General features: G+C 48.9%; 11 protein-coding genes and 1 tRNA gene. 9 read left to right on the plus strand and 3 right to left on the minus strand.

The genetic code is table 11. The features are described from left to right. Nucleotides 1-20: 20 nt before the first annotated feature. The 7 genes from cyoA to ACU8XX_RS04320 all read left to right on the plus strand — a co-directional run bounded on the left by cyoA (nucleotide 21) and on the right by ACU8XX_RS04320 (nucleotide 7,345). Nucleotides 21-962 carry a ubiquinol oxidase subunit II gene (gene cyoA, locus ACU8XX_RS04290; RefSeq protein WP_058684987.1) on the plus strand — a complete coding sequence of 314 codons (942 nt, stop codon included), beginning with the start codon at nucleotides 21-23 and terminating at the stop codon, nucleotides 960-962. Next, nucleotides 953-2,950 carry a cytochrome o ubiquinol oxidase subunit I gene (gene cyoB, locus ACU8XX_RS04295; RefSeq protein ID WP_053216416.1) on the plus strand — a complete coding sequence of 666 codons (1,998 nt, stop codon included), beginning with the start codon at nucleotides 953-955 and terminating at the stop codon, nucleotides 2,948-2,950. The genes cyoA and cyoB overlap by 10 nt, the downstream gene beginning before the upstream one ends. Continuing rightward, entirely contained in the window at nucleotides 2,940-3,557 is a 618-nt protein-coding gene (gene cyoC / locus ACU8XX_RS04300; RefSeq protein ID WP_058684988.1) for a cytochrome o ubiquinol oxidase subunit III, read from the plus strand. The genes cyoB and cyoC overlap by 11 nt, the downstream gene beginning before the upstream one ends. Then, a complete protein-coding gene (gene cyoD / locus ACU8XX_RS04305) occupies nucleotides 3,554-3,877 on the plus strand; it encodes a cytochrome o ubiquinol oxidase subunit IV (protein ID WP_058684989.1) in 324 nt (107 codons plus the stop codon). The genes cyoC and cyoD overlap by 4 nt, the downstream gene beginning before the upstream one ends. 54 nt (nucleotides 3,878-3,931) lie before the next feature. After that, entirely contained in the window at nucleotides 3,932-4,318 is a 387-nt protein-coding gene (locus tag ACU8XX_RS04310; RefSeq protein WP_058684990.1) for a helix-turn-helix domain-containing protein, read from the plus strand. 337 nt (nucleotides 4,319-4,655) lie between these two features. After that, nucleotides 4,656-6,311 (plus strand): TraI domain-containing protein, encoded by a 1,656-nt coding sequence (locus ACU8XX_RS04315; RefSeq protein WP_058684991.1) that lies wholly within the window; start codon nucleotides 4,656-4,658, stop codon nucleotides 6,309-6,311. A 56-nt stretch (nucleotides 6,312-6,367) separates the two neighbouring features. Continuing rightward, complete coding sequence (locus ACU8XX_RS04320; protein WP_003025439.1) at nucleotides 6,368-7,345, plus strand: tyrosine-type recombinase/integrase; 978 nt, start codon at nucleotides 6,368-6,370, stop codon at nucleotides 7,343-7,345. A gap of 210 nt (nucleotides 7,346-7,555) precedes the next feature. Here ACU8XX_RS04320 and ACU8XX_RS04325 read toward each other — a convergent pair. Both ACU8XX_RS04325 and ACU8XX_RS04330 read right to left on the minus strand, forming a co-directional pair. After that, nucleotides 7,556-7,631: transfer RNA gene (locus ACU8XX_RS04325), tRNA-Phe, on the minus strand. A 105-nt stretch (nucleotides 7,632-7,736) separates the two neighbouring features. Beyond that, the gene (locus ACU8XX_RS04330; RefSeq protein WP_000234514.1) at nucleotides 7,737-8,444 is read right to left on the minus strand and encodes a DUF554 domain-containing protein; all 708 of its coding nucleotides are present in this window, start codon (nucleotides 8,442-8,444) and stop codon (nucleotides 7,737-7,739) included. 152 nt (nucleotides 8,445-8,596) lie between these two features. Here ACU8XX_RS04330 and yqgH point away from each other — a divergent pair, with 152 nt between their 5' ends. Together yqgH and speC are read left to right on the plus strand one after the other, a co-directional pair. Continuing rightward, entirely contained in the window at nucleotides 8,597-8,680 is an 84-nt protein-coding gene (gene yqgH / locus ACU8XX_RS04335; protein WP_211180506.1) for a protein YqgH, read from the plus strand. A 161-nt stretch (nucleotides 8,681-8,841) separates the two neighbouring features. Then, complete coding sequence (gene speC / locus ACU8XX_RS04340; RefSeq protein ID WP_001326492.1) at nucleotides 8,842-10,977, plus strand: ornithine decarboxylase; 2,136 nt, start codon at nucleotides 8,842-8,844, stop codon at nucleotides 10,975-10,977. A 49-nt stretch (nucleotides 10,978-11,026) separates the two neighbouring features. Here the strand turns inward: speC and nupG are convergent, their stop codons facing one another. Then, entirely contained in the window at nucleotides 11,027-12,283 is a 1,257-nt protein-coding gene (nupG, locus tag ACU8XX_RS04345) for a nucleoside permease NupG (protein ID WP_001049791.1), read from the minus strand. Nucleotides 12,284-12,443 lie beyond the last annotated feature (160 nt).

Genomic DNA, 12,443 nt, shown 5'->3' on the forward strand with positions numbered 1-12,443 from the left:
CCGTGAAATGAGGTTGTCAAATGCGACATCATAAATATAAGGCCGTCATGAAATACCTGCCGGTAATAACAGGCGTGTTATTACTGAGTGGTTGTCAGGCGGTGTTACTCGATCCTAAAGGGCAAATTGCCATTGAGCAGCGGGCACTGATAATTACGGCATTCTGCCTGATGTTAGTGGTCGTTATTCCCGTGATCCTGATGGCGGTGATATTTTCCTGGAAATACCGTGCCTCGAATACCGCGGCGAAATATACCCCTGACTGGTCTCATTCCAATAAAGTGGAGGCGGTGGTCTGGACGGTACCCGTCCTGATTATCCTGTTTCTGGCCGTGCTGACATGGAAGTCCACCCATGCGCTGGAGCCATCCAGGCCACTGACCTCTGTGGTGAAACCTGTCGAGATTGAAGTGATTTCCCTGGACTGGAAATGGTTGTTTATTTATCCCCAACAGGGTATTGCAACCGTCAATGAGATTGTATTCCCGGTAAACACCCCCGTGAATTTTCGTATCACGTCCGGTTCCGTGATGAACGGATTTTTTATTCCGGCACTTGGCAGCCAGATTTATGCGATGCCGGGCATGCAGACCCGGCTGCATCTGATCGCCGGTGAGACGGGAACCTTCAACGGCATCTCGTCCAGTTACAGCGGCAGGGGGTTTTCCGGTATGAAATTTAAAGCGACTGCCGTACCGGATAATACCGCGTTTGAACAGTGGATCGCTGATGTGAAGAAATCACCGAATATGCTGCTCGGTCCGGCTGATTTTGAAAAACTGGCTGAGCCTGACGAAAACCACCCGGTTGAGTTCTTCTCCGTCGTCGATCCGACGCTGTTCAGCTACGTGACTCAAAAATTCAAAACATTCAATAAAGGCGCTGGCATATCTGATGACCAGTTCAGGGCCCGGAACAATATCTCTCTTTCAGAGAGCAGGGGAGTTGATTTATGTTTTTAGGAAAACTGACGCTGGATGCCATACCTGAGGACCCGATTGTCAGGGTTACGATTGTTGGTATTCTGGTACTTGGGGCGGCAATCATCGCGGCCATTACGTATTTCGGTAAGTGGAAATATCTCTGGTCCGAATGGCTGACCTCTGTTGACCACAAAAAGCTCGGGATTATGTACATCATTGTCGCGTTTGTGATGTTACTGCGCGGCTTTTCCGATGCGATAATGATGCGCAGCCAGCAGGTCCTGGCCTCATCCGGTGTGGAAGGTGCCGGGTATCTGCCGCCCTGGCACTATGATCAAATTTTTACCGGTCACGGTGTGATCATGATTTTTTTCGTGGCCATGCCTTTCGTTATCGGCCTGATGAATATTGTGGTCCCCCTGCAGATTGGTGCACGTGACGTGGCTTTCCCTTTTCTGAATAACCTGAGTTTCTGGTTAACCGTGGTGGGCGTGGTACTGGTGAATCTCTGCCTGGGAGTGGGGGAGTTTGCGACAACCGGATGGCTGGCGTATCCGCCGCTTTCGGAGTTAGCGTACAGCCCCGGTGTCGGGGTGGATTACTGGATATGGACACTCCAGCTTTCCGGTATCGGGACCACGCTGACCGGCATTAACTTCTTCGTCACCATCCTGAAAATGCGTGCGCCTGGCATGACCATGTTCAAAATGCCGGTGTTTACCTGGGCGTCGTTGTGTACCAACGTGCTGATTATCGCTTCTTTCCCGGTGTTGACCGTCACGCTGACATTGCTGACCCTTGACCGCTATCTGGGTTTCCATTTCTTCACCAATGATATGGGCGGCAATATGATGATGTATGTCAACCTGATTTGGGCGTGGGGTCATCCGGAAGTCTATATTCTGGTGTTGCCGGTTTTCGGGGTCTACTCGGAAGTGGTGGCAACCTTTTCCAGGAAACGTCTGTTCGGTTATACCTCGCTGGTGTGGGCAACGGTCGCCATCACTTTGCTTTCCTTCCTGGTATGGCTGCATCACTTCTTCACCATGGGAGCCGGTGCGAACGTTAACGCCTTCTTCGGGATCATGACGATGATTATCGCTATCCCGACCGGTGTGAAAATCTTCAACTGGTTGTTCACCATGTATCAGGGGCGCATTCAGATGCACTCCGCTATGTTATGGACGGTAGGTTTTATTGTCACCTTTTCTATAGGGGGAATGACCGGCGTCCTGCTGGCCGTGCCGGGAGCTGACTTTGTCCTGCACAACAGCCTGTTCCTGATTGCCCACTTCCATAATGTCATTATCGGCGGGGTGGTGTTCGGCAGTATGGCTGGTGTGACCTACTGGTTCCCGAAAGCGACGGGGTTCACCCTGAATGAAAAATGGAACAAGAGGGCGTTCTGGTTCTGGATCATCGGATTTTATGTGGCGTTTATGCCGCTCTATGTGCTGGGGTTCATGGGGATGACCCGCCGCCTGAGTCAGAATATTGACCCCCAGTTCCATCCCCTGCTGGTCGTGGCAGCCAGCGGTGCTGCGCTGATAGCCTGCGGGATACTGTGCCAGGTCATTATGTTCTGGGTGTCGGTGCGCGACCGCCACGAAAACCGGGATATGACCGGCGACCCGTGGGGCGGACGGACACTGGAGTGGTCCACCTCTTCCCCGCCGCCATTCTATAACTTTGCTGAAGTGCCTTTTGTCCACGAACGTGATGCGTTCTGGGAAATGAAGGAAAGAGGAGAGGCATACAAGCAACCTGCTAACTATGCCGAAATCCATATGCCGAAAAACAGCGGGGCGGGGCTGATTATTGGTCTGCTCTGCATCGGGTTTGGCTTCGGGGCTATCTGGCATATCTGGTGGCTGGCGGGATTGTCATTCCTCGGGATTATCCTGACCTGGGTTATTAAAAGCTTCGATGAAGACGTGGATTATTACGTACCCGTCGCCGAGATAAAAAAAATCGAGGATCAGCACTTTGCAGAAATAAACAAAGCCGGTGTGACATATGGTAAGTGAAGCTCTGGATTCATCCTTCCGCACCCGTGCTCAGCACGGGCATCAGGGTACAGGTGCCAGTAAGGTCTTCGGCTTCTGGATCTACCTGATGAGCGACTGCATTATCTTCGCCACCCTGTTCGCGACTTACGGCGTCATGGTTCATAACATTGCAGATGGTCCGGCAGGTAAGGATATTTTCGAACCTCCGTTTGTCCTGGCGGAAACCGTGCTGCTTCTGCTTAGCTCGATTACCTATGGTTTTGCTGTTATCAGCATGGATAAAGACCGCGAGGGCGGTGTACTTGGATGGCTGACCCTGACATTTCTGTGTGGTCTGGGTTTTATCGGAATGGAAGTCTGGGAGTTCAGTCACCTGACTGCTGAGGGTTTCGGCCCACAGCGCAGTGGCTTCCTGTCAGCGCTATTTACTCTGGTGGGCACCCATGGTCTGCATGTGACATGTGGACTGATCTGGATGCTGATCCTGATGTATCAGGTTGCCCGACGAGGTCTGTCAGGATTCAGTCGCCCCCGTCTGATATGCCTGAGTCTGTTCTGGCATTTCCTCGATGTCATCTGGATTTGCGTGTTCAGTATTGTTTACCTGATGGGAGCAATGCCATGAGACATTCTGCAGACGCACAGGGCGTAGCTTACGGCAATACGATGTCTTATATAACCGGCTTTCTCCTGTCGGTCATTCTGACGGCGATCCCGTTCTGGCTGGTTACGGACAGTGGTGTTTCCGCAGGGATCATCGCAGGCGGGGTCATGACGTGTGCCGTTGTTCAGGTGCTGGTTCATCTGGTGTATTTTCTTCACCTGAATGCTTCTTCTGAAATGCGCTGGAACCTCGTGGCCATTGTCTTTTCCGCTGTCATTATCTTTATCATTATTACCGGGTCGCTGTGGATTATGTGGAATCTCAATCATCAGATGATGTGAACAGGACTTTGGCCTTTCTGTTATTCCTGTCTGCCTCATTGTGGGGGGCTATATATGGACATAAAAAAAATACGGAAGGAAAAGATAAACCGACTTGTAGTGTCTGAAATTATGCAATGGATTGATGAGCACCTGGAGGAGCCGCTCAGGGTAGATGATGTCTCTGCCAGAGCGGGTTATTCGAAATGGCATTTTCAGCGGATGTTCAAGGAGGTGGCAGGAATAAGTCTGGGGAGGTATATAAAACTGAAAAAATTAAGACGTGCATGTTTTTTACTGGAAAATACGGATATCCCCGTTATTGAAGTGTGTCTTATGCTCGGATTTACCAGTCAGCAGGTATTTACGCGGGCGATGAGAAATGAAATTCACAAGACGCCTGGTGCTGTCAGGAGAAATAAATCTGTTCAGAAAGTTATTTCGGATATGAAACCTGGGTAGTTATGAGTTTTGCTGAATAATGGTTTTTATTTTTATGGTTACACAAGGGGAGAGTTATTGATAGTTTTATCATAAATCCCATCTGGACCAAGGGAATATAAGTGTTTAATGAGATTGATGAGCTGGTTGAATGAAGCAGAGCTTTTTTACGCAAATTAATAATCCATAAGTTTGGAAGTCTAAAACGAAGCCGGTAATAAACAAGATTGTGTATCTCCGTGGATGATAGCGCTTAATCTTACAGGGGGGAAAAACTTCTCAGCGTGAATAATTGGTTTTTTATGGTGCAGAACAGGGAGTATCACAACAATGAGCAGCACTACATCAGGAGAAAATCATGCTCAACAGAATCAAAACATTCAGGGCTTTGTTTTCAAAAGAAGAGCCGACAGTAAACTCATTATCTGGTGCGGAGCCTCCCGCTGGATACTACTCACCCCATTGCCCTGACTTGCTAATGGGCAGAACACTGAGAAAACGATGTCTCCAGCAGATATGGGCGAACAACTCTCTGTCCGCTGAAGTGTACCAGCGTCTCTATCTGTTCCCGCTCAGGAATCTTCTGTCGCATGTACAGAACGTGCCTGCTGCCCGGCAAGGACACTGGTCCCTGGCGCACGGTTTTGGTGATTTGACACTGCAGTTTACTAGCTATGCAGTCAGACTTGCAAAGGGTTACATGTTTCCACCAGGTGCAGCCCCGGAGGAACAGGCAGTGCAAAACGTTATGTGGAATGCCGTTATCTACTGGTCAGCACTTTTTTGGCATTTACCTCTGTTGCTCTCTCTGGAAGGAGAATTGGTTAGCGGATTGGGTTGGCAACCAGGTATTGCCGTACCGGATGTGCCTTACCGATTTCGATTTAGGGAAAAAACTCCAGAAGGAGAAGATGCTCTGGCTTTCGCATCGTTAGTCTCGGGACAACTGATGCCCGGGGAAGCGTTTAACTGGCTGGCAGGTAACCAGTCTGCGTTGCAGAACCTTTCTGGTGCGTTGTGGAACCGACATCCAATCATGCCAGTTATGCGTAACCTGCTGAATCAGGCGGCAGAGAAAGTTGGATCACCATTGAATATGGACAATTCAATTACAGTCGAAAGCCTCCGGACCGAAGACCTCAGGATGCAATTACAGGAAAGAACTAATCCCTTAGAAAATTTTAAACTACAGCCATCAGCAGAACGTTCAGGCATGGCAACTTCTGCTGATACATCTTTTATAATACCTTCAATCCAAGGTTTTACATTTGGCACCGGAATTGAAGATACCTCTGAAGCAACGGATTTCCTTCAGAGTGGAGGTACTACAGAGGAGAAAATGTTTTTCAGTGTTGACGAACACAATTCACAGGAGTCCTTTTCAGAAACTGATGAATTATTATCACTTTTTACCCTCTCTACATCACAGGAAAACGTCAAAGAAATAGAGAAAACTATGATGGGTATTACTCCTGCTGTACGACATGGAGTAGGGGGTGTTGAAAGGGATAAGGTAGAAAATATGTCTATTCAGAAAGGTAAAGCCATGACCGCCCAGCAAGATTATAATAATCTTCATAATACAGTTGTTAATAATGGAGATAAAAAAACAGCTTCTATTCCTGTAGACATTACCGTTGCTGACATAGTGGAAGGAGAACTATTTTGGACCTGGTTTCGGGATGGAGTCAGTAGTGGAAAGATCAGTTTTAACAACAAGGAAGATAAAATCCATATTATTTCCGGCCATATATTTTTACCCATTCCTGGGGTTTTTTTTGACTATCTCAAGGCCATTGGTAAACCGGGGGAATACCGGGAAAATCTTCAGGCTTCTTTTGAGCGACTGAATTTACATAAGCGTCGTGATCACAGGCGATTTTATTTTGCTCGGCTTTACGATACACCCGACAAGGCCGGAAAGTTTAAACGAGTGAAAGGCTATCTGTTGAAAAGCAAGGATATATTCAGGAAAACGGTACCCCAGGACAGTCAGTTCCTTTCGTTCTCATGACCGCAGCGTTGTGTTGATATCCGGTGAGTTATTATTACCAAGAGAGGAGTGGAAAAATGAAAGAAAATAACGCTAACTGGCTATGGCAGGAGCTTACGGATGAATATTTTTTCTGTAAATCACTGCGTGAAGATACAGAGTGGAGTTATAATAAAGTTATTCGTGGCTTCAGGAAGCATATTGGGGACAACTGTTCACCTTATAACATAACAACCCGCGATGTGCTTGAATGGCGTAGAAATGTATTAAAGAAACAGGGGCTCTCTGCACATACCTGGAATAATAAAGTTAGCCATATGCGTGCGCTTTATAATTTTGCTATATCTACTCACCTCACAAACTTAAGTAAGAATCCTTTTAATGGTGTTTCAGTTAAACAGGACAGGAAACGCAAGAAGACCCTGACAAAAAATCAAATGACAAAAATTTGGCTTATCATGCAACAGTTCGAGACAGAGCAAGGCTCTAAGACAAAATGTGCTTTGCGCCCTACCTGGTATTGGTTGGCCGTTCTTGATACGCTACGTTATACAGGTATGCGACAGAATCAACTGCTGCATATCCGTCTGAAAGATGTTTCCCTTGAAGATGGCTGGATTGAGCTCAGAGCCGAAGGCAGTAAAACCTATCGGGAGTGGCGAGTCCCCATTGTCAGCCACTTGCGCCCGCGTCTGGAAGAGCTGTTAAAGCGTGCCAAAGACTGTGGCGCTGGAAATAATGATGCATTATTTCATTATGAACGCTTCGTCTCTTCACTAACTGAACGAGATGTTCTTTCAGAAAGGCCTTCCCTACAACCATTACGCTCTTTTTTTCGCAGGCTATCAAAAGAGTGCGGGTTTGATGTTTCTCCCCACCGGTTCAGGCACACCCTTGCCACGACACTGATGAGCTCACCAGAACGGAATCTGCAACTTGTAAAAGGACTTCTGGGACACAGTAATGTGAGCACGACAATGGAATACGTTGATATTAGTATGGATATCGTGAGTCAGGCTCTTGAGAGGGAAATGGCGCTTTACACTGACAAGTGATAAATCTGAGGGGCGATTTTACAATGGTTGACATTTTGTCACGTCATTGTAATTATTTAATGTGATCGAGAAAAGGGAGCCTGGGCCAACAGGCTCCCTTATCGAGAGGGTAAATATTGATGCATGCTGATGTGAGGATCAACATCAACAAGTACCACTCCCGTTAAACGCTCGCCAGGTTTTTCACCTATGACCAGCGGCTTCGAATAGTGGTGCCCGGAGGCGGAATCGAACCACCGACACGGGGATTTTCAATCCCCTGCTCTACCGACTGAGCTATCCGGGCAACGGGGCGCATTAAACCTGATTCGCCTCGTCTCGTCAATCAAATTTCTTCAATTTACTGCAGACTGCACAATCTATCATCACTTTGCCGCTATTGCACGCATTGTCAGGCAAACCAGGCGGTCCAGGCGGCGGAAAGCGGCATTGCCAGAAGGAGTGCTGGAAGCATGTTGACCACCGGGAACATTTTAATGCCACAGATGCGTAATCCGGTTGCCAGCAGCAATAAACCGCCTACGGCGCTGAAGTCTGCCATCATCGACGGTGTGGTCAGCGGTAATATCAGCGCGGCAGCCCACGCCAGCGTTAACTGGATGATCAGTAATGGGATACTAATTACCGACACCGCAATACCCAGCGAGCAGGCGAAGATCATCGCCGTAAAGAAATCAAGAAATGACTTGGCGATTAAAATACTCGGATCGCCGGTCATCCCTTCGTTCATCGCCCCGAAGATCCCGGTGCCGCTGGCGCAAAACAGGACAATAATCGCGACATAATTCTGAATAAAAGATTCATGCGCTGGCTTCTTACGTGAGTGACGAAACAGATTTTGTGCTTTGGCGACTGCTGTATTGACACCTTTCTCCAGCAAACAAATTTCGCCAATTAGAGCGCCAAGTAGCGTAGCTAAAACCATCGCTGGAAGGTTGGCACATTTCACCACTAGTAAAATACCAATCCCCAGCGATGCCAGACCAAAAATAGATGTCATGGAGACGCGGATACGTTCCGGTAAGCGTTGGCTGAGCAGTGCGCCGAGAACGCCACCCAGTAATACTGCACTAGCGTTGATAAAAGGGCCGATGACCACAAGAGTTCCTGTTAACTGTATTGTTTGATTTTCTTATTATGACCGTTTGGTGCCGTCGATGGCTTGTTTGTTCGCAAAGTCCTGGCTTGCACGCTTTAGCGAAAGGTGCCATGATTGCGCGAATTTTCTCCTCTCTGTACGGAGTTTGCCCGATGCACGCCATCTCCTTACATTCTCTCGCTTATCGCCGTTTCGCGCGAAACGTTTCCCTTTCTATGTTACTGCTCATGCGGTGAAGTTAACGCACGCTCACTGCAGGACAACAGTAAAATCAGAGCGTTTCTGCTTTTACTGATGTCTGGCGGTCGGAGCTGGTGACCAGTTTGACCCATATCTCATGGGGCAGGGTTTTCCACCTTGTCCGGTATTCTTACTTCCCCGAAACGGGTTTGCGCTTATGAAATCAATGAATATTGCCGCCAGTAGTGAACTGGTATCCCGACTTTCTTCTCATCGTCGCGTGGTGGCGTTGGGAGATACTGATTTTACGGACGTCGCGGCAGTCGTCATTACCGCTGCGGATAGTCGCAGTGGCATTCTTGCGTTGCTTAAGCGCACCGGTTTTCATCTACCGGTGTTTTTGTATTCCGAACATGCTGTTGAATTACCTGCGGGCGTTACGGCGGTAATCAACGGCAACGAGCAGCAGTGGCTGGAGCTGGAATCCGCAGCCTGTCAGTATGAAGAGAATTTGCTGCCACCGTTTTATGACACGCTGACGCAGTACGTTGAGATGGGCAACAGCACCTTTGCTTGCCCTGGACATCAACATGGTGCGTTTTTTAAAAAGCATCCTGCCGGACGCCATTTTTACGATTTCTTTGGTGAGAACGTCTTTCGCGCCGATATGTGTAACGCTGACGTAAAATTGGGCGATCTGCTTATTCATGAAGGATCGGCGAAAGATGCGCAGAAATTCGCAGCCAAAGTCTTTCATGCCGATAAAACCTATTTTGTGCTGAACGGCACATCGGCAGCGAATAAAGTGGTGACGAATGCGCTGTTAACGCGTGGCGATCTGGTGCTCTTCGACCGTAACAACCATAAGTCGAATCATCACGGCGCGCTGATTCAGGCGGGGGCGACGCCGGTCTATCTGGAAGCTTCACGCAACCCGTTTGGTTTCATTGGCGGTATTGATGCGCACTGTTTTAATGAAGAGTATCTGCGCCAGCAAATTCGCGACGTTGCGCCAGAAAAAGCCGACCTGCCGCGCCCGTATCGCCTGGCGATTATTCAGCTGGGAACCTATGACGGCACTGTCTATAACGCCCGTCAGGTGATCGATACCGTTGGGCATCTGTGTGATTACATTCTGTTTGATTCCGCGTGGGTCGGTTATGAACAATTTATCCCGATGATGGCGGATAGCTCGCCGCTGCTGTTAGAACTTAACGAAAACGATCCGGGGATCTTTGTGACTCAGTCGGTGCACAAACAGCAGGCAGGATTCTCACAGACGTCGCAGATCCATAAAAAAGATAACCATATCCGCGGACAGGCGCGTTTTTGCCCGCATAAGCGGTTGAATAACGCCTTTATGCTCCATGCTTCTACCAGCCCTTTCTATCCGCTGTTTGCTGCACTGGATGTTAACGCCAAAATTCATGAAGGGGAGAGTGGGCGTCGGCTGTGGGCTGAGTGTGTTGAGATAGGGATTGAAGCGCGCAAGGCTATTCTTGCGCGCTGTAAGCTGTTCCGCCCGTTTATCCCGCCCGTTGTTGATGGCAAATTGTGGCAGGATTATCCGACATCAGTGTTAGCCAGCGACCGCCGTTTTTTCAGTTTTGAGCCGGGGGCGAAGTGGCACGGCTTTGAAGGATATGCCGCGGATCAGTATTTTGTTGATCCGTGCAAGCTGTTACTCACTACACCAGGTATCGATGCCGAAACCGGCGAATATAGCGACTTTGGCGTTCCGGCGACGATTCTGGCGCACTATCTGCGTGAGAACGGCATTGTGCCGGAGAAGTGCGATCTCAACTCCATTCTGTTTTTATTAACTCCGGCGGAAAGCCACGAGAAGCTGGCACAACTGGTGGCGATGCTGGCGCAATTTGAACAGCATATTGAGGATGACTCGCCGCTGGTTGAGGTGTTGCCGAGCGTTTATAACAAGTATCCGGTGCGCTATCGCGACTACACCCTGCGCCAGTTGTGTCAGGAGATGCACGATCTGTATGTCAGTTTCGACGTCAAAGACCTACAAAAAGCGATGTTCCGCCAGCAGAGTTTCCCGTCAGTGGTGATGAACCCCCAGGATGCGCATAGCGCTTATATTCGCGGTGACGTGGAGTTGGTGCGGATTCGTGATGCCGAAGGGCGAATTGCGGCAGAAGGGGCGTTGCCTTATCCACCTGGCGTGCTTTGCGTGGTACCCGGGGAAGTCTGGGGTGGGGCGGTTCAACGTTATTTCCTTGCACTGGAAGAAGGGGTGAATTTGTTGCCGGGATTTTCGCCGGAGCTGCAAGGTGTTTATAGCGAAACCGATGCGGATGGCGTGAAGCGGTTGTACGGTTATGTGTTGAAGTAAGAATAAAAAAAACGGGTCACCTTCTGGCGACCCGTTTTTCTTTGCGTAATTAGTGGCTAACCGTCTGTGTGCCTGTCGGGACACGAACGTGTTTATATTTGAACATCGCCATGAACGCGAAGGCCAGAACCACGGAGTAACCAGCGAAAATCAACCATACGGTCTGCCAGTCGGTAATGCCGTTTTGGGTGTACATCTCAACAACTTTACCGCTCACGATGCCGCCGAGGATACAGCCGAAGCCGTTAGTCATCATCAGGAACATCCCTTGTGCACTGGCGCGAATTGCCGGGCTAACTTCTTTTTCGACAAACACCGAACCAGAGATGTTGAAGAAGTCGAATGCGCAACCGTAAACGATCATCGACAGTACCAGCAGTACAGTACCGAACGGAGTCGGGTCGCCGTAAGCAAACAGCGCAAAACGCAGGATCCACGCCACAATACTGATCATCATTACGTTCTTAATACCGTAGCGGCTTAAGAAGAACGGGATGGTCAGAATGAACAGGGTTTCAGAGATCTGCGAAATCGACATGATGATTGACGCATGCTGCACAATAAAGCTGCTGGCAAACATCGGATCTTTGTCGAAGCTGTGCAGGAAGGTATTACCGAACATGTTGGTAATCTGCAGTTCCGCGCCCAGCAGCATTGAGAAGATAAAGAAGATTGCCATACGCTTGTTTTTAAACAGCGCGAATGCATCGAGGCCCAGCAGGGTTGTCCAGCTCTGATTCGCTTGCTGTTTAGCAACCGGAATATGCGGCAGAGTCAGGGTAAACAGAACCAGAATGGCGGAAAGTGCTGCGCCAATATACAGCTGCATGTGGCTTAATTCGAAGCCAGACAGGCTCACCACCCACATTGCCATGATAAAGCCGATGGTGCCCCAGATACGGATTGGCGGGAAGTCAGTAACGATATCCATCCCGGCATTTTGCAGGCGATAGTAAGAGATGGTGTTGATTAACCCAAGCGTTGGCATATAAGCAAACGAGTTAATCAATATCACAAGGAACATCGCTTCCGGTGTCGTGACCTGTGCCGCCATGAACAGCGTGATAGCGCCAATGGTGTGGCAAATGGCATATACCCATTTCGCACTTAACCATTTGTCGGCCACAATCCCCAGCAGCGCAGGCATAAAGACCGCTGCGATACCCAGTGAGCTATAAACTGCGCCAATAGAAGCACCGTCAAACTTCAGGGTAACAAACATATAGGAGCCGAGGGTCGTCAGCCAACTTCCCCACAGACAGAACTGCAGAAAAGAGAGGATTTTCAGCTGCAGCTTAAGATTCATGTTAATTTCCTCACATCGTGATGCGGATGAGTGTTTGAAAAAGCACATTTGACCGTGCGAGATGATGGGATTCTATCAACTTCGCGGACTGGTTTTTTGTTACCTGTGGCAAATAATTGCAAACATTCCCAATTTGCAAAACGAAATTGTGATGTGGATA

Source organism: Escherichia sp. MAL-1 (genome assembly GCF_052948035.1).

Bases quoted from the DNA above. Each gene is read 5' to 3' on its own strand.
- cyoD (WP_058684989.1), top strand. From the start codon at position 3,554: ATGAGACATTCTGCAGACGCACAGGGCGTAGCTTACGGCAATACGATG.
- nupG (WP_001049791.1), bottom strand. From the start codon at position 12,283: ATGAATCTTAAGCTGCAGCTGAAAATCCTCTCTTTTCTGCAGTTCTGT.
- speC (WP_001326492.1), top strand. From the start codon at position 8,842: ATGAAATCAATGAATATTGCCGCCAGTAGTGAACTGGTATCCCGACTT.
- yqgH (WP_211180506.1), top strand. From the start codon at position 8,597: ATGCACGCCATCTCCTTACATTCTCTCGCTTATCGCCGTTTCGCGCGA.
- cyoB (WP_053216416.1), top strand. From the start codon at position 953: ATGTTTTTAGGAAAACTGACGCTGGATGCCATACCTGAGGACCCGATT.
- ACU8XX_RS04315 (WP_058684991.1), top strand. From the start codon at position 4,656: ATGCTCAACAGAATCAAAACATTCAGGGCTTTGTTTTCAAAAGAAGAG.
- ACU8XX_RS04320 (WP_003025439.1), top strand. From the start codon at position 6,368: ATGAAAGAAAATAACGCTAACTGGCTATGGCAGGAGCTTACGGATGAA.
- cyoC (WP_058684988.1), top strand. From the start codon at position 2,940: ATGGTAAGTGAAGCTCTGGATTCATCCTTCCGCACCCGTGCTCAGCAC.
- ACU8XX_RS04310 (WP_058684990.1), top strand. From the start codon at position 3,932: ATGGACATAAAAAAAATACGGAAGGAAAAGATAAACCGACTTGTAGTG.
- cyoA (WP_058684987.1), top strand. From the start codon at position 21: ATGCGACATCATAAATATAAGGCCGTCATGAAATACCTGCCGGTAATA.